This window comes from Bradyrhizobium sp. 186, assembly GCF_023101685.1.
Lineage (GTDB): Bacteria > Pseudomonadota > Alphaproteobacteria > Rhizobiales > Xanthobacteraceae > Bradyrhizobium.
In genome coordinates, this window is record NZ_CP082164.1 from 2,746,692 (window position 1) to 2,763,061 (window position 16,370).

Below are 16,370 nucleotides of genomic sequence, written 5' to 3' on the forward strand. Positions count from 1 at the left end.
CCCTTCGCCCACGCAACCCTTCGCGCGAGTCGTCGCGCGGAGGCGCGGCGGATCGACGTGATGTTCGTGATCGAGGAGGGACCGCGCAACTACATCGAGCGTCGACATCCACGGCAACACGAGGACGCGCGAATACGTCATCCGCCGCGAATTCGACCTCGCGGAAGGGGATGCGTACAACCAGACGCTGGTCGATCGTGCCGAGCGGCGCTTGAAGAGCCTGAACTATTTCAAGGAAGTCAAGATCACAAAGCAGCCCGGCTCGACGACCGATCGCGTCGTGCTCGACGTCGAAACAGTCGACCAGCCGACCGGCGATTTCAACTTCTCCGGCGGGTACTCGACGACCGACAGATGGCTCGGCGAGGTCAAGGTCGGCGATCGCAATTTCCTTGGTACGGCCGCGGCGCTGCAGGCGAGCGTCAGCTACGGCCAATATGCGCGCGGAGCCAATGTCTCGCTGTACGTACCGGATATCTTCGACAGCCGCGCCGCTGCGGGCGCCGAGCTGTTCGGCAGGCAGACCTTTGCAAGCAGCTATCAGTCCTACGGGACCGACAGCTACGGCGCCAATTTCACGATCACAACGCCGATGACGGAAGAGACCAGCGTGCAGTGGCGCTATTCGATTTCGAACCAGAGCGTTACCCTCGCGCCGACCTCGTCTGGCGCCATCGTGTCGCTGCCGATCCAGCAGGCCGCCGCAGCCGGGCCTGCCTGGGTCTCGGGGATCGGCAGCACGACGACGTTCAGTACCCTAGACAACCCAAAGAGCCGACAGGTGGGGTCAACTCGCAACTCAGGCAGGACCTCGCCGGCCTCGGTGGTGATGTCCGTTTCCTGCGCACGTCCGGAGGATTTGCGCTACTATCAGTCTCTCGGCGGTGACCTCGTCGGCATGGTTCGCGCGCAAGGCGGCTACATCACCGGCTGGGGCGGTCAACAGGCGCCGCTCATCAACAGCTTCTTCGGAGGTCCCAGCATGGTGCGGGGAGGCGCAGAAGCTCTACATCGAAGCGGAGCCGCTGATCGATGAGGCCAGGAAAGAGTGGCAAACGGTCGGTCCTGCAGCGCAAATCCTGATGGACTTGATCTCGCATCACCTCGACAAGGGTCGTTCGCCGACGGAGGCCACTGAGGCGGTTCGCGCTGCGCTCGGCGGCTCAATCAAGAATACCGCTCAGGATCAAGGGATGCACCGGGTCATAGACCGCGTGATCGTCTTTGGGGGCACCGGCTTTGTTGGTCGTCGCATCGTGCGCCGTTTGAGCGATGCCGGCGCTACAGTGCCCGTAGCCTCACGTCATCCCGCGCAGGACGGGGGCGACAACTTGGAACAGGTCGTCGCCGATGCCCATGACGAGCGCTCCGTCGAGGCCGCTGTTGCGGGTGCGGACGGCGTCGTCAACGCGATCAGCCTGTATGTCGAGCATGGCGCCGACACATTTCATTCGGTGCATGTGAAGGCGGCCGCGAGAATCGCCAGAGTGGCTCGGCAGGCCGGGGTCAAACGGTTTGTGCACGTGTCAGGCATTGGCGCCGACACGCTTTCGCCTTCGCCCTATATTCGCACCCGCGGCGAGGGCGAGGCGGCGGTGCAAGCCGCGTTTTCCGGCGCCATCGTTGTCCGCCCAGCGGTTATATTCGCGCGCGACGACGCCTTCCTCACGGCAATTCTCGGGCTAGCGCCGCTAGCTTCATCGCGGGCACAAATCTCGTCGTCGAGGGCGCGCTCACGCTTGGGGTGCAGCTGTAGGAAAACGTATCGGTGTTGGCCTCGCGTTGGACCTCGCCAGCTCAAATAGGCCCGTGATGGATTGGACCGAGAGTTTAGGTTTCTCAATTAGTTGGAAGGCTGTGTGTGCACCGAGAGATCAAAGAAAATTAGGAACAATTAGCTTGAGCAGGCCGAGTTGCCTACGATGGTTTCCCGAAGCGCCGTTACGACAAGGGACAAGCGTGCCAATGCTTTGCCGCCTCCTCGTGGGCGTGAAAGATCGTCGAACAGCGAACAATCGCGCTTCAAATGGTCGCCATCAACGAATGTCGATAGCGTTGGGTCCGGGGCCCTGATTTGAACCGCGAACCCAGACAGCAAAACCGCCATCATTGCCAAAATTTGAGACGTCAGGCGTCGTCGGCCCGCACACGTTGCGCCGCGCATGACAGTCGTATCCCCAGTGATGGTGTAGCTATCTCCTGTATGAGAAGGTCGTCGTCGATCTGAAGGATACACTATTGGGTCATTTTCGTTGGTCCAGCCTACCGCCAGCGCTCGAACGAGCGCCGCGTATGGCTGGTGATTGCGCGACTGTATGATCGGCCACTCTCGCAATCATTGCCGAGGCTCAGGGTCTGAATTTTCACATTGTTCGACGATTTTTCCTGCGGTATCGGCGCTTGATCAACGCTCCTATTCGTGAAATCTCGCGAATTCCTGCTGGATTCCGGCGACGAAGTCTCGGGCCAGGCCGGATGGCTGCTTGTTCATCAGCGCGACTAGGCTGAAGCGCACCTCGATGCGCGGTTCGAGCCGTTTGAAACAGATTTCTGGCTCCTTGATTGCCTCGGCGCTGAACGGGTCGACAATGGCGAGCCCACCGCCGGCGGCGACCAGCGAACAGGCGATGAGCGAAGAGGGTGTTTCCGGACCGAGCTGGCGACGGATTCCCTGAGAGAGGAAGAAGGAATCGATTCTCGTCCGCAGTTGGGTTGCTCGGGCGATCGAAATGAACGGTTCGGCGCTGAAATCGGCGGGAACCAGCACGGGCTTTGCGGCCAACATGTGTGACGTGGGTATGGCTGCGACGGCTGCGACGCCAGCCAGTTCGTCCCGACGTATACGGGGGTGGTCGAACGGAGAATCGACGAAACCGATGTCGCAACGGCCACTCGATATCAATTCGATGATGGCCTCCGACGAGTTTCCGATCAGCTCGATATCCAGATCGGGGCGCTGGGCCAGCAAGCGGCCGATAAAGCGCGGCAGCAAGTCCACGTAGAGAGCGGGAAGGGAAGCAACCCTCAGGCTCCCACGGCTGTGGCGTCTGAGGCCGGCTGCGGATTGATCGATCTGCTCGAGGCCGACGAAATAGCGCTCCACGTCTCGAAACAGGGCGGTCGCATCGGCGGTCGGGCGCAGGCGCCCGCCGGTGCGTCGTTCGAACAGTGTCACGCCTATGCGCGCTTCGAGATCACGGATGAGCCGGCTGACCGCTGGCTGCGATATCCGCAGGGCGGCGGCCGCAGTGGTGATGCCGCCGGAGACTATCACGGCTCGGAAGGCCTCGATCTGCCTCTGATTGATCATCGACGACCCATAACATGAGATTCTAGGCCGAAGCCTGAATTGTATTTGACCAGCTATGGGCCGACTGCGACCATCATAGAAATTATTCGAAAATTCAACAACGTGGGGATAAATTCATGCTGAGAAGCTTGCTTCTCGCGGCTGTTGCCGCGTGCGTTACCCATGCCATTCCTGCATTGGCTGAGGGTACGACGCTTTATGTCGCGGGCTCGGGCGGATCGATGGAGAAGGCGATCCGCAGCGAGGTGTTTCCGTCTTTCGCGAGCAAACACAGAGACAAGCTCGAATACGTCGCTGGCAACTCCACCGACGTTCTGGCCAAGCTCCAGGCGCAGAAAGGGAGCCAGCAGATCGACGTCGCCATCATCGACGACGGCCCGATGGCGCAGGCGGTGGCGCTGGGCTTCTGTCGACCGCTCGATGTGGGGCCGGTTGTCAACGACCTCTACGACATCGCCCGCTTCCCGGACGGCAAGTCGCTGGCCTTCGCTCTGCTCGGTTCCGGCTTCGTCTACAGCAAGGAGGCTTTCGCCAAGAACAATTGGCCGGCGCCAACCTCCTGGAATGACCTCGCCGATCCGAAGTTCAAGGGCAAGATCGTGATACCGCCACTGAACAACACGTATGGGGTGATCTCGCTGGTGCAGGTCGCCAAAGCGAATGGCGGCAGCGAGAAGAACATCGAGCCGGGTTTCATCGCCTTCAAGGACAAGATCGGTTCGAACGTCCTCGCCTACGAGCCGTCGCCCGGCAAGATGACGGAGTTGCTTCAAAGCGGACAGGCGGCGCTTGCGGTCTGGGGTTCGAGCCGCGCCAAGGCTCTTGCAGACAGCGGCTTCGCCTCAGACTTCGTTTACCCGAAGGAGGGTGGCGTTGTCATCGGTGTCGGCATTTGCCCGGTAGCCGGCGGCAAGGAGAGCCCGCTCGCGCAGCAGTTCATCGCCCATCTGCTCTCGCCCGACATGCAGGTCGCCATGTCGAAGGCGTCCGGCCTCGCGCCCGTAAACAAGAAGGCCGAGCTGCCGCCAGAGAACCGTGCGGGAATGCCTTATGGTTCCGAGCAGGTCGCGCAGCTCAAGACGATCGACTGGGTCGAGATCAACCGCCAGCGCGACGACTGGAACAAGCGTTGGGTCCGCGAGATCGAACGCTAGAACTTCACGCCGCCCCGCGCCGGCCCTTGAGCCGGCCAGCGCCGTTCATTGCTATTGGTGCTGCCAAGCCGGCGCGCCGGGAGCTGTTTTCGTGACGCATGACTACGACATCGCGGTGATCGGAGGCGGCCTCGTCGGCACCGCCATCGCCTACGGCCTGGCGAAGGCCGGCCAGCGTGTTGCGCTGCTGGATGAGGACGACCGCGCCCGGCGCGCCTCGGTCGCGAATTTCTCGCTCATCTGGGTGCAGACCAAGGGCCTCGGCATGCTGGAATATTCCGACTGGTCCCGTGGCGCCGCCGAGCTCTGGCCGGACTTCCGGGACGAGATCGCCGCCCTGACCGACATCGACCTCGCCTTCTCGCAGCCGGGCGGTTTTCATCTTTGCCTGTCGGAGGCCGAGGTCGATGCGCGTGCCTTGCAACTCGCGCGGATCAACGCACAGGTTGGCATGTCGCCGCTGCCCTACGAGATCCTGGGCCACAACGCCGTGCGTCAGATGTTGCCGGATATCGGCCCCGAAGTGGTCGGCGCCAGCTATTGCCCGCTCGACGGCCAGTGCAATTCGATGCGCCTCTTCTGGGGCCTGCACACGGCCTTTGCGCGCTCGGGAGGGCATTATCGGAGCAACCATCACGTCGAGAGTCTCACCGCCAACGGGGGCGGCTTCGTCGCCTCGAGGGCTGTCGGCTCCGTCGCCGCGGGCAAGGTGGTAATTGCCGCCGGCAACGATAGCCGCAGGCTTGGGGCCATGGTCGGCATCGACGCCCAGCTCAGGCCCCAGCGCGGGCAGGTGCTCGTGACCGAGCGCATGAAGCCCTTCCTCCACTATCCGACCATCACGGTGCGGCAGGCAGATGAAGGCTCGGTGATGCTCGGCGATGCCGTCGAAGAGGAAAACCCGAGCCTCACGGTCGGCACCGACGTGCTTGCCAAGATGGCGGATCGCGCGAGGCGCATGTTTCCCGGCCTCTCGAGGGTCAACATCGTGCGGACTTGGGCCGCCCAGCGGGTCATGACCAAGGACGGTTGCCCGATCTATGACGAGTCCCGGCAGCATCCCGGCGCTTTCGTCGCCAATTGCCACAGCGGCGTCACCCTTGCGCCGCGCCACGCGCAGACGCTGGCGCCCTTGATCGCGTCCTCGCGCGTGACAGCGGAGCTGCCGGCCTTCGGCACCGGGAGGTTCGATGTTTCGACGGATCACTGAACGCCCAGAACAGGCCGTAACCATCACGGTCGATGGGCGTGAGATCTCGGCGAAGGCGACGGATTCGGTCGCAGCCGCTATGTTCGCGGCCGGCATCGCGGCATGCCGGACGACCGTGGTCGATGGGCGCGCGCGCGGCCCCTACTGCATGATGGGTGTCTGTTTCGACTGCCTTGTCGTTGTCGACGGCGTCGGGAGCCGGCAGGGCTGCATGACGCGTGTGCGTGATGGCATGGTCGTCGAATCCCAGAAGGGCAGGCGGGAGATCGGGCGATGACGGAACAGTGCCTGCCCGATATCTGCGATCTTGCTGTGATCGGCGCCGGTCCGGCCGGCATGGCGGCCGCAACGACTGCGGCGAGCCTCGGGCTTTCCACTGTCGTGCTCGACGAGCAGCCGGCGCCGGGCGGCCAGATCTATCGCGGCATCACAGAAACGGCCGCTGCCACACGCACCGTGCTCGGTGCCGATTACGGGCGAGGCCGCGAATTGGTCGATGCGCTGGCGGCGAGTGGCGCAACCTACCGCCCCGGCAGCACGGTCTTCAACGTCTCGCCCGCGGGAGAGATCGCGTTTCTCTTGGATGGCCGGGCCCGTCTGCTGTCGGCGCGCCGCATCCTCGCGGCGACGGGTGGGCAGGAACGCCCCTTTCCGATTGAAGGCTGGACGCTGCCCGGTGTGATGACTGGCGGCGCCGCTCAAATCCTGCTGAAGCAGGCCGATCTCGTGCCCTCCGGCAAGGTCGTGCTCGCGGGCACAGGGCCACTGCTCTGGCTGCTCGCGGCGCAGATCCTCAGAGCGGGTGGAACGATCGCGCTCATCCTGGAAACGACGCCCAAGCGCAATTGGCGCGCAGTGCTGCGCCATCTGCCGCGCTTCCTCGCTTCGCCCTATGCCGTCAAGGGGCTGGCCCTGCTCGCGCACGTGCGCCGCTCGGTGAAGGTGATTTCCGGTGTCTCGCATCTGCGGGCCGTGGGAGAAGGGCAACTCCGGGCCGTCGCCTACCGGGCCGCCGGCAGAGAGACCACGATCGAGGCAGAGACCCTGTTGCTGCATCAGGGCGTCGTGCCGAGCCTGCATCTACCCGACACGCTCGGCTGCAGGATCGTCTGGAACGAGGAGCAACGTGCCTTCCAGCCTGAAGCGGATTGCTGGGGTGCGACCTGCGTCGATCATGTTGCCGTGGCAGGAGACGGCGCGGGCATCGGCGGGGCTCAGGCGGCTGCCCTGCGCGGTCGTCTTGCGGCATTGGATGCCGCCCGCCGCCTCGGGCGGATCAACCGGCCGCAGCGAGACCGGCTGGCGGCGCGCGATCTCGCAGCGCTGAAGCGAGACCTCGCGGCGCGGCGCTTCCTTGATGCGCTCTACGAACCGCCGGAGCGGTTTCGCGTGCCGACCGGCGACATCATCGTCTGCCGCTGCGAGGAGGTCCCGGCTGATCGGATAGAAGCACTGATTGCGCAGGGCGTGCTCGGGCCGAACCAGCTCAAGTTCTTCATGCGTTGTGGCATGGGGCCCTGTCAGGGCCGTCTGTGCGGACTGACCGTGACCGAGATGTTCGCGGCGAGGCGCGGGATCTCTCCTGCCGCGATCGGCCACTACCGGCTCAGGACGCCGATCAAGCCCGTCACGGTCGCGGAAATGGCATCGCTGCCCTTCGGCGAGCATGCCGACAAGGCCGTGGTGAGGCTGTGATGGTCGGATTCGCTTCTACTCGCTCTGATGCTGCCTCGCAGACTGCCGACGACACCGGCGTCGCCTGGCTTCACACGGGCTATTTCACCGGCGACCCGGAACAGGTCGACCCGGATGTCGCGGGCTTGATCGCGCTGGAGCAGAAGCGCCAGCGCGAAGCGGTTGAGCTGGTCGCTTCGGAGAATTTCGTCAGCCGTGCGGTCCTTGCCGCGCAGGGCTCGGTCTTCACCAACAAGACGGTCGTCGGCTATCCTGGCCGGCGCTTCCATGCTGGCGCAGAATGGGCCGACGCGCTGGAGCGCCTCGCCATCGAGCGCGCTTGCGCCGCCTTCGGCTGCGGCTTCGCCAATGTGCAGCCGCACTCCGGCATTCAAGCCAACCTGGCGGTGTTCCGCGCGCTGCTTTCCCCGGAGGACGTGGTGCTGTCGATGTCCGGCGAGACCGGCGGCCACTTCAGCCATGGCGGCGTATCCAACCTCAGCGGGGCCATGGCGCGGGCCGTCTTCTACGGCGTCGAGCGCGACAGCGAGCTGATCGACTACGACGAGCTTCGCAGGCTCGCCGAAACGCACTGCCCGAAGCTCATCGTCGCGGGAGGGGCCGCCTATCCGCGGGCGATCGACTTCGCGGCACTGCGTGCGATCGCCGACGGCATAGGGGCAAAGCTGCTGGTCGACATCGCGCATTTCGCTGGGCTCGTGGTCGCGGGCGCGCATCCCCATCCCTTTCCCTTTGCGGACATCGTCACCACGACCACCTACAAGTCGCTACGGGGTGCGCGGGGCGGTCTGATCCTGACCAACGACGGCTCTCTCGTGGAGCGCCTCGAAAAGGCCACGTCTCCCGGCGTGCAGGGCAGCCCGCTGCTGCATGCGGTTGCCGCGAAGGCGATCTGCCTGGGCGAGGTCCTGCGGCCGGAATTCACGGCCTATGGCCATGCCGTGCTCGCGAATGCCCGCGTCTTCGCCGCGGAGCTGATGGCACGAGGTGTCCGGGTGCTGACCTCCGGTACGGATACGCCGCTGGTGGTGGCTGACCTGAAGCCACTCGGCCTTCTCGGACAGCCGATAGTCGAGAGCCTCGATCGCGCCGGTATCACCTGCAACCGCTGCGAGATACCGTTCGACGATACCGACCCCGCCCTTTCCTCGGGTCTGCGCTTTGGGCTGTCCGCCGGCACGACGCGAGGCCTCAGCATCGACAGCGTGCGCGAGGTGGCGGGATGGATCGCCGAGCTCGTCGCCAGCCATGCAGCCGGATCACCGGAGGTCGCCGCGCGCGAAGCCGACATCAAGGCGCGAGCTGCCGCGCTGATGGCGCCGCTGCCACTCTATGCTATGACCGGTGCCGGACTGCGATGAGCTATCGACCTCAAAATGATAGTGTCGGCCGGTCTGATCGCGAGGAAGCTCAACTCCATCGCATGGGTTTGCCACCATTGCCGCACTCTCCTGAGCGAGTATAGCGATGTGCGTGGCCCACAGGGCCTCATTTGCCTGAATTTGCAAGGTTTCGCCGCGGGCGAGATGATCGAAGACGAAGCTGGCAGGCGAGGCGCCCGCGGGCAGGTCGACTTCGCGCAGGGGTCTCGTCGCGGTCTCGACGAGCAATCTATTTTCATGTGGTCCTTCAGCGTGGCTAAGTTTCGTGTTCGATGATTTGCTTGGAGCTTTCCTGTCGCAACGGCTGGACGCCCAAGTTGGCAGTAGAGACTTGCTAGCGAGTGGGTGAGCGCACTGGTGCTTGGCGCGCGAGCACGCCGAACCTCGCGGGCGTCACTCGGGCGTGGCCGGAAGTATCTGAACCAAGCGCGCGGTCGCCGCGCCGAGAGCCTCAAGTCTGACATCGCCAAATCCTCGTTCATCGATATTGCCGACTTCGGTTTCGCCAACAGACAGACGCCAGGCGGGAGAGGGAAGATCCTTTTCATTGGACCACGAAGCGGCTATGTCCGAGCTGTCCGAAGATTGTCCGACGGCATACCAGTATGGCTATGAACGATATGCTTGTGGAACGACCCGCCGCCTTGCGCGACCAGGTGGTCGGAAATTTGCGCAACGCCATCATCAACGGACAGTTTGCGCCGGGAGCCCGGCTTGGGGTTGGAGGTGTTAGAAAATGCATTGGGCTAATTTACATTCCCGCTGCAACCTATTGATCTATAGAGGCTCGCTTCGAGTGCATTTTACACGTAAGGCTCTGAATTTGCTGATGAAAGAGTAGACTCTTAAACAGCGGGTCCAAGGTTCGAGCCCTGGTGCGCCCACCATTTGAAGGTCCTTTGTTTCCCAGTATCATCCGGGGAGGTGGCCGAGCCTAGAACGGGTCTCGTGCGACGCCTTTTTCATGGCGGACGTCGCACGGCGCAGATTAGGTGTGACCTTTCCTTTGTTTATCTTCACCCCACTCGATAGAGCGCGCAGATCCGATGGTACAGGTCGATTGCGTGCTCGTCGTAGAATAGGATATTCGGGCGAGCAAAACGGACAATCTGTTTTGCCGGTCGCCGCGGGGTGCTGCTTGCTGCAGAACCAGAACAGGGCTGCTTGGGTCAGGAAGACGTTTCGCTAGGGCGATAACGAAAGCCAACGATCTCCGCGATTTCGCGCGCTCGCTCGTAGCTCAGGCGTAGATCGCTCCGTGCAGGTCCAAGGCGCGAGCCTGGCGGTCGCTAACGCGGGGGCGGTGGGCATAGTCGCATCGCGGCCCATCGGCCGTTCAGCGACAGCGCGGTGTTTACTCCGTCGTCACGGCCGGGACCGGCAGCGCAGTAATCGACTTGATCTTCTCCATCGCGAAGCGCGAGGTGACGTTCTTGAGCGGGACGGCGTGGATCAGCTTCTTGTAGAACACGTCGTAGCTCTGCATGTCCGGAATGACGACGCGCAGCATGTAGTCGACGTCGCCGGCCATTCGGTAGAATTCCATCACCTCGGCATGGCGCTGACCGCCGCGGCGAAGCGCTTCAGCCACGAATCCGAGTGATCGGAGCCTTCCACGGAGACGAACACGGATAGGCCGAGGCCGATCTTGTTCTGGTCGACCAGCGCAACGCGCTTCTGGATCACGCCGTCGGCCTCCAGCCGCTGGATGCGCTTCCAGCACGGCGTCGAAGACAGACCGACCCGGTCGCCGATCTCGGCCACCGAGAGCGAGGCGTCCTCCTGGAGCACCGTCAGGATCTTGCGGTCGATGGCATCGAGGCGGAGGCTAGTCTAGTCTCGGCGAGCTGCAGCGCAGCGTCGGTCATGTCGGATTACCTTTGTGTCAGGGGAGGCGCGGGGGGCGCGGGGGCGGCACTTACGCAGAATTGTTAGCCGTGGGGCCCGAACAGGAAAATCTCGTAAAGGTCGTCCTGATCGCCGCTCTCACCGCCTGTCTGTGGCCGCAGCGAGCGCCGGAACCATCCGCGTGCCTGTTCGAGCCAGCTGGCGAAGCTTGAATCCAGCGAGATGACGTAGCTCATGTTCACTCCGGACAACATTGTGGGGCGAGAACCCGGCAACGCTATCACGGGCGACAAGACGTCGAACATCGCCAGGCGTTGGCAACGATCAGTTTTGTTGGATCGTACTGAAGCTGTCATTGGTCCGAGCAGAAAATTCCATGGCGCCGTTTCGCAAGGGACGATTTTGATGGGGATCATCGGGCGCAGGGCGTTGGATCAGTCGTTCACGAGCAGCGCGAGCACGTCGGCGTGCCGCAGGCGCGGTGTGGAAACGACGTTCAGCGGTTTGCGGCAGGAGTCCGGCAGCACGACAAGCATGGGCATGCCCATGCGCTGAACGATGCATAGAGCAGGCTCCGGTCGGCGCGCTCATGCAGGTGCGCCCCCGTCATGATGCCGAGCACGAACAGGAACGCGATCAGCAGGACCAGCGGCAGGATCAATGCCTCATGCCTGCCGATGCGATCAGTCACCGCTCTCGCCCCGATCGCCCGCTCAGTGGGAGAACGAAGGCCGGTCCATTCCAGGGTAAATTCAAACATGCTGGCGCCGTGTCTCGCTGTTGCTCCGCGAGCCCCTCACTTCATGTAGTCGGGCAAGGTGAACCCGTCGTAGAACCGGTTGCCTGGATCGCCGTCTTGAACGTCACCGATTTGTAGCCGGCGACGATGTCCTGGGCCCATTCGGCGTTCGCGTTGGCCTTCTTTACAGCGAGCACGTTGATGTAGGGCGTCGTCATCTTCTCCAGCGCGAAGGCATTGGTCAGCTTCAGTCCGCTGAAGATCGCGAAATTGCCCTGGATGGCAGCAAAATCGACGTCGTCGAGCACCCGCGGCGCCTGCGCGGCTTCGAGTGGAACGAGCTTGATGCCGCCGGGGTTCTTCAGTCGTGGTTGATCTCGATGTACTGGCCGTTCCAGTAGACCAGTCCAGAGACCTGGGGTGACAGCTCGAAGCTCAAGATGCTGCCGACGATGATCCCGTGCGAATACCTCTCGATGATCTCCTCCACCTGGCATTCGATCCTTTGCCAGCGAATGGCCGAGCAGAGGGACGCCCGATGTGCCGGTGGTCCAGGATATATCTTCGAAGCGCTCCGCACCTTTGAGCCTGCTGTTGCTGAACCGGCTTGCCAGCTCCTGCTGGTCGGATCCGAGGATGTTGACTCCAAACACCCGATGACGATCGATCGGGGCAAAGGAGGAAGCTTGCCGATTGACGCTGACCAGCACGCGGGGTGGGCTCGCGCTCAGTGAAGTCAGCGACGTCACCGTCATGCCCGTGATGTCCTGGTCGCGGCCCGCGGTGATGATGCTGACGCCACCCGCAAGACGACGCATCACGGCACGAAACTGGTGCTCGATTTCGTTGCCGCCGCTGACCAGATGAATGTCCGACTTTCCCATCTGTCTTTCCTCGCGTCGCGCTTGCCGCGACTGGATTTGGATCCTCCGCTAGAAGAACCCTTTGGCGGGCAGCAGACTGCCGCATCATGGCCTCTCGACCTTTCGGCGTCAGGGGAGCATGCCATTTGGAGAAGAACGAGCTGACTTTGCCGATTAGTAATCCAGAGCTCAAATCAGAAATCACTGATAATATTGGGCTTAATGGCCAACAAAGTTGCGCGGAGAATTGACGACTGCGGCGCCGCTGGCGGAGGGAGAGGAGTTGGGGTCGAACCTTCTCCGCGTAAATCAGCGTGCCTGGCGGGACAACAGCGTTCACCAAGGACCATCGCTGTTCAGCTTGGCGGATCGTCCCGATTTGAGCCGCCTTTTCGGAGTACGGTTCTCATTCAGCCGCCGTGATCGCGATACGCTGGATGCCGGCTTTGCCGCACCGACCAGGACCGGTTCCCGTCGCGTGACCCGCACCCAGGCGTAGAGGACGCCCTCCACACGGCAGCCCCGCGTGACCCCTATAGCGGCTTCGGAAGGCGCCGGTCCCGTTCACCCCCTCATCCACCCGCTATATCCGACACTCTGATGAGACGCCCCTGGCTCCTCTTGCCGTCGCGAATATTCTAGTCGCCGACTTCTTCATCACAATTCGCCAGAAGCAGCCATCGACGTCAAAGCCAGACCTCTCATCGTTGAGCCTGGCTGCTTCGACAAATCCTGGCGCTTCTGCCACACGGGCATATTGCAGTGATGGCTCGATCTTCGAGGATCTCGATACCCATGATCCACTTACGTAAATAGGAAAAGGCGATATTACGGCCGACGCGGCGGCGGCATGATGGTTTCTGAGCCAAAACTCTTGGCGCGAACCTGCGGCGAACCCAGGAACCAACTCTCTTCTTTCGCCAATGCCGCGACCTCCGGCAGGATGGACACATCGACTCCGGGCAAGTAGGCGGCGGTGTATTCCACCTTGAACACCTTAGTTTCTTCGATCAGGATTTTGAGCCGGCCGGAGTCTAGATCATCCGCAAACAGATCAGGCGCCAGCAGGCTGACGCCGACGCCGCGTCGCACCAGCGCCGCCACCACGCTCGAACTGTTGCAGCGATGCACGAGCGAGGGCGTGACGCCGGCGTCCTCGAACCAGTTGACGATGGAATAATAGGCATTGGCGTCCTGCGGCATGCTGATGATCGGCAGTTCGGCGAGATCCGCCGCAGTCATCTCGCGATCCTTCGGGCTGAGCTTGGGGTGGCCGAGCCATTTCATGGCGCAACTGCCGAGCGGTACCTTGACGACGCTGGGCAACTGGATCGGCCCCGGCAGCAGCGCGATGTCGATCTGGCGGCGACCCAGCTTATTGGCCAGCCGGCTCGAGAGGTCGACATCGATTTCGAGCTGCACCCGAGGATAGCGCTCCTCGATCCGGGTCAGCAGGTTCTGGAACCAGGTCAATGCGATGCTTTCCACCAGCCCTACCCGGATGGTGCCGCTGGCGGCTTTGCCGCTGGCCGCCACCCGCATGGTGGCGACCTCGGAGAGGATGCGCTCGGCATTGCCGAGGCAGAGATGGCCGAGCGGAGTGGGCACCACGTTGCGGCCCTGCCGGCGCAGCACCTTGGCGCCGAGCTCGCGCTCCAGTTCCTGGATGCGCCGGGTGATGGCCGGCTGGGTCAGGTTGAGGTGTTGCGCGGCGGCGCCGATGCCGCCGAGCCGGGCCACCCACACCAGTGTTTCGAGATGCCTGGAGTCCATGGACATATAAAATATGCGCATGAGTTCAATGTCTACATTTCATTTGTATTGCGGTGCGATAGCCCGAATAATCTTTCTCCAAGGCCCATCCGCATCATGTTTTGGAAAAGAGGAATTGGGATATCATGCGCAATCTTTATATGTCAGCATCCTTGTATCTGCAGCGGACAGCCCTGATGGCCGGTCTGGTGCTTGCCACCCTCGGCGCTGCAAAGGCCGATGAGGTGACGTGCGAGCCGGCCAAGGCGGTGGCGAAATATCCCGGTCTGGCCGGCAAGACCATCAAGATCGGTCAGGACGGCGAGAGCGTGCCGTTCAGCATGCGCGACCCCAAGGACTTCAACAAGCTGATCGGCCTCGACGCCGATCTCGCCCGCGCCGCCTTTGCCTGCGTCGGCGTGCCCATGGATTTCTCCATCGGCACCTGGGCTGGCCTGATCCCGGCCACCATGGCGGGCCAGATCGACATCATGTGGGACACCCTACTGTACACCCCCGAGCGCGCGAAGAAGATGGACTTCGTGGTCTACATGAACGCCGCCACCGGCATGCTGGTGGCCAAGGGCAACCCGAAGAACGTCCATGCCCTCGGCGACATCTGCAGCATCACCGCGACCACGACGCTGGGCACTACCCAGGAAGCCATGCTGCGCGAGGCCAGCATCAAATGCGTCGCCGCCGGCAAGCCGGCGGTCAACATCATCACGTCGTCGGACATGCCGAGCGGCGTGCGTCTGATCCAGAACGGCCGCGCGGATCTGGTGGCGATCAACAAGTTCGTCGGCGAGAGCCTGGTAGCGGCGAATCCGACCACCATCGAAAGCGCATTTGACGTGGTGACCGGCGCCAAGATCGCGGTCGGTACCGCCAAGGGCAATCCGGACCTGATCAAGGCGATCCGCGACGCCATGGCGGCGATCCGCGCCAACGGCACCGAGAAGGCGATCTACGAGCGCTACAAGGTCGATTACAGCCTCACCACCGAGCCCAGCGTTCTTACCGAGTGAGCGCAGCGCACACGATTTCACTTCTCCCCGCAGGGGATTGTGAAGCGCAGCGCACTTCTCTTTCAATGGATCGCGATCCAGGAGACATCCATGACCACCGGACTGTCCGCCGTGCAGCAGCACGTCGATGCCGCGCGCGTGCTTGAGATCGAGCAGGGCCTGCTGCGCATCCCGAGCTCGGCCTTTCAGGAGCACCAGATCGCCGATCACCTCGCCGAGCGCATGACGGAGATCGGCCTCGACGTCACCATGATGGACGTGGTGCATCCGTTCGATCCGACCATCACCAGCCGGCAGCCGATGGGCATTTTGCGCGGCGACGGCGGCGGCCCGAGCCTGATGCTGAACGGGCACATGGATCCAGGCGTCGAGATGCCCGGCTGGTCGGTGGATCCCTATGGCGCAAAATTCGAGGACGGCTGGGTCTGGGGCATGGGCGCCCATGATGACAAGGGCGGCCTTGCTGCAGCGTTCTGCGGCGTCGAGGCGGTGATCAAGTCCGGCACGCGTCTCAAGGGCGACGTGCTGCTGTGCCCGGTGATCGCCCACAAGCTCGGCGGCGCCGGCACCCGCGCGCTGCTCAACAGCGGCGTGCGCGCCGACCTGTGCATCAACATGGAGCACTCCAACAACACCATCGCCACGGTGTGCGTTGGCATCGTCATGGTGCGCATCCGTGTCGAGGCGCCGGAGCTGTTCTTCCGCTACAGCGCCGAAGCCAAGGCGCAATACTGGAATCCTATCGAACAGCTCTGCGAAGTGATCCGCCGCATCGGCCCGAGCCTCGATCCGATTGCGGAAGGCAGCTGGATGAATTTCACGCCGCACGCCGACCTGCCGGGCTTCCCGACCCACACGTTTGATACCTTCCACAAGGAGCACTACTACCAGAAGAATTTCACCGGGCTGCACAGCAAGCAGGCCGAACTGCTGCTTCAGTTTCGCACCGTGCCCAGCCAGACGCTGCATAGCGTGACCGCAGATCTCGCGGCGCTGCTGGAAGGCATCAAGCGCGATCATCCGGCATTCAACTGCAGTTTCGAGCTGCCCGCAAAGGGCACCGGGACTGGCTGGTGCCAGGAGCCGATGGAATGCCCGCGCGATCACGCGCTGGTGACGGCGCTGGCGGTGGGGCAGGAGCGCGCTTCTGGCGCGCCGGCCGAGGTCGGCGGCTGGGGCCGGCTCGGCAATGTCGGCGACGGCAACATCATCGCCGCGCTGGGCATCCCGACGGTGCAATACGGTCCCGGCGACATCCGCATCTACAAGGAATGGCCGACCGCCGACGAGCGCGTGCTGCTGTCGCAGTTGGTGACGGCGGCGCAGGCCGTCGCCCATGCCACGGTCACCGTGTGCGGATGATCCGAAATGGCGGAGAAGCCGCGAACC

Annotated in this window: 13 protein-coding genes and 3 pseudogenes; 9 read left to right on the forward strand and 7 right to left on the reverse strand. The window is 63.1% G+C overall.

The annotated features are described in order from the left end of the window. Window positions 1-139 precede the first annotated feature (139 nt). Together IVB18_RS12885 and IVB18_RS12890 are read left to right on the forward strand one after the other, a co-directional pair. The gene (locus IVB18_RS12885) at window positions 140-1,036 is read left to right on the forward strand and encodes a BamA/TamA family outer membrane protein (RefSeq protein ID WP_247991624.1); all 897 of its coding nucleotides are present in this window, start codon (window positions 140-142) and stop codon (window positions 1,034-1,036) included. A 157-nt stretch (window positions 1,037-1,193) separates the two neighbouring features. After that, a complete protein-coding gene (locus IVB18_RS12890) occupies window positions 1,194-1,805 on the forward strand; it encodes an NAD(P)H-binding protein (protein ID WP_247991625.1) in 612 nt (203 codons plus the stop codon). A 608-nt stretch (window positions 1,806-2,413) separates the two neighbouring features. Here IVB18_RS12890 and IVB18_RS12895 read toward each other — a convergent pair. Continuing rightward, window positions 2,414-3,310 carry a LysR substrate-binding domain-containing protein gene (locus tag IVB18_RS12895; RefSeq protein WP_247989495.1) on the reverse strand — a complete coding sequence of 299 codons (897 nt, stop codon included), beginning with the start codon at window positions 3,308-3,310 and terminating at the stop codon, window positions 2,414-2,416. Between the two features lie 116 nt (window positions 3,311-3,426). Here IVB18_RS12895 and IVB18_RS12900 point away from each other — a divergent pair, with 116 nt between their 5' ends. The 5 genes from IVB18_RS12900 to glyA all read left to right on the forward strand — a co-directional run bounded on the left by IVB18_RS12900 (window position 3,427) and on the right by glyA (window position 8,730). Continuing rightward, complete coding sequence (locus tag IVB18_RS12900; RefSeq protein ID WP_247989496.1) at window positions 3,427-4,464, forward strand: ABC transporter substrate-binding protein; 1,038 nt, start codon at window positions 3,427-3,429, stop codon at window positions 4,462-4,464. A 91-nt stretch (window positions 4,465-4,555) separates the two neighbouring features. Then, complete coding sequence (locus IVB18_RS12905; protein WP_247989497.1) at window positions 4,556-5,674, forward strand: FAD-dependent oxidoreductase; 1,119 nt, start codon at window positions 4,556-4,558, stop codon at window positions 5,672-5,674. Further along, window positions 5,655-5,951: a (2Fe-2S)-binding protein gene (locus IVB18_RS12910; protein ID WP_247989498.1), complete on the forward strand. Its 297-nt coding sequence runs from the start codon at window positions 5,655-5,657 to the stop codon at window positions 5,949-5,951. Before IVB18_RS12905 ends, IVB18_RS12910 begins: the two co-directional genes overlap by 20 nt. Continuing rightward, the gene (locus tag IVB18_RS12915; protein WP_247989499.1) at window positions 5,948-7,369 is read left to right on the forward strand and encodes an FAD-dependent oxidoreductase; all 1,422 of its coding nucleotides are present in this window, start codon (window positions 5,948-5,950) and stop codon (window positions 7,367-7,369) included. Before IVB18_RS12910 ends, IVB18_RS12915 begins: the two co-directional genes overlap by 4 nt. Further along, window positions 7,369-8,730, forward strand: a complete 1,362-nt coding sequence (glyA, locus tag IVB18_RS12920) for a serine hydroxymethyltransferase (RefSeq protein WP_247989500.1) — start codon at window positions 7,369-7,371, stop codon at window positions 8,728-8,730. The genes IVB18_RS12915 and glyA overlap by 1 nt, the downstream gene beginning before the upstream one ends. 1,375 nt (window positions 8,731-10,105) lie before the next feature. On the opposite strand, the pseudogene IVB18_RS12925 reads toward glyA, so the two are convergent. The 6 genes and pseudogenes from IVB18_RS12925 to IVB18_RS12950 form a co-directional block, all read right to left on the reverse strand. Beyond that, window positions 10,106-10,619 (reverse strand): annotated as a pseudogene (locus IVB18_RS12925) (Lrp/AsnC family transcriptional regulator). Window positions 10,620-10,682: 63 nt separating this feature from the next. Then, the gene (locus IVB18_RS12930; RefSeq protein WP_247989501.1) at window positions 10,683-10,835 is read right to left on the reverse strand and encodes a hypothetical protein; all 153 of its coding nucleotides are present in this window, start codon (window positions 10,833-10,835) and stop codon (window positions 10,683-10,685) included. Window positions 10,836-11,095: 260 nt separating this feature from the next. Further along, window positions 11,096-11,290, reverse strand: a complete 195-nt coding sequence (locus IVB18_RS12935; protein WP_247989502.1) for a hypothetical protein — start codon at window positions 11,288-11,290, stop codon at window positions 11,096-11,098. A 105-nt stretch (window positions 11,291-11,395) separates the two neighbouring features. Beyond that, window positions 11,396-11,703 (reverse strand): annotated as a pseudogene (locus IVB18_RS12940) (MetQ/NlpA family ABC transporter substrate-binding protein); the annotation flags it as partial. Continuing rightward, window positions 11,700-12,222: pseudogene (locus tag IVB18_RS12945) on the reverse strand (flavin reductase family protein). The pseudogenes IVB18_RS12940 and IVB18_RS12945, both read right to left, overlap by 4 nt. Before the next feature lie 807 nt (window positions 12,223-13,029). Then, on the reverse strand, window positions 13,030-13,995 hold the full coding sequence (locus IVB18_RS12950) for a LysR family transcriptional regulator (protein WP_247989504.1): 966 nt from the start codon (window positions 13,993-13,995) through the stop codon (window positions 13,030-13,032). A gap of 155 nt (window positions 13,996-14,150) precedes the next feature. Between IVB18_RS12950 and IVB18_RS12955 the strand changes: the two genes are divergently transcribed. Continuing rightward, window positions 14,151-14,981, forward strand: a complete 831-nt coding sequence (locus IVB18_RS12955) for a transporter substrate-binding domain-containing protein (protein ID WP_247989505.1) — start codon at window positions 14,151-14,153, stop codon at window positions 14,979-14,981. Window positions 14,982-15,071: 90 nt separating this feature from the next. Further along, on the forward strand, window positions 15,072-16,343 hold the full coding sequence (locus IVB18_RS12960; protein WP_247989506.1) for a M20/M25/M40 family metallo-hydrolase: 1,272 nt from the start codon (window positions 15,072-15,074) through the stop codon (window positions 16,341-16,343). Window positions 16,344-16,370: the final 27 nt, after the last annotated feature.

Bases quoted from the DNA above. Each gene is read 5' to 3' on its own strand.
- IVB18_RS12890 (WP_247991625.1), top strand. From the start codon at position 1,194: ATGCACCGGGTCATAGACCGCGTGATCGTCTTTGGGGGCACCGGCTTT.
- IVB18_RS12895 (WP_247989495.1), bottom strand. From the start codon at position 3,310: ATGATCAATCAGAGGCAGATCGAGGCCTTCCGAGCCGTGATAGTCTCC.
- IVB18_RS12900 (WP_247989496.1), top strand. From the start codon at position 3,427: ATGCTGAGAAGCTTGCTTCTCGCGGCTGTTGCCGCGTGCGTTACCCAT.
- IVB18_RS12910 (WP_247989498.1), top strand. From the start codon at position 5,655: ATGTTTCGACGGATCACTGAACGCCCAGAACAGGCCGTAACCATCACG.
- IVB18_RS12915 (WP_247989499.1), top strand. From the start codon at position 5,948: ATGACGGAACAGTGCCTGCCCGATATCTGCGATCTTGCTGTGATCGGC.
- glyA (WP_247989500.1), top strand. From the start codon at position 7,369: ATGGTCGGATTCGCTTCTACTCGCTCTGATGCTGCCTCGCAGACTGCC.
- IVB18_RS12930 (WP_247989501.1), bottom strand. From the start codon at position 10,835: ATGAGCTACGTCATCTCGCTGGATTCAAGCTTCGCCAGCTGGCTCGAA.
- IVB18_RS12950 (WP_247989504.1), bottom strand. From the start codon at position 13,995: ATGCGCATATTTTATATGTCCATGGACTCCAGGCATCTCGAAACACTG.
- IVB18_RS12955 (WP_247989505.1), top strand. From the start codon at position 14,151: ATGGCCGGTCTGGTGCTTGCCACCCTCGGCGCTGCAAAGGCCGATGAG.
- IVB18_RS12960 (WP_247989506.1), top strand. From the start codon at position 15,072: ATGACCACCGGACTGTCCGCCGTGCAGCAGCACGTCGATGCCGCGCGC.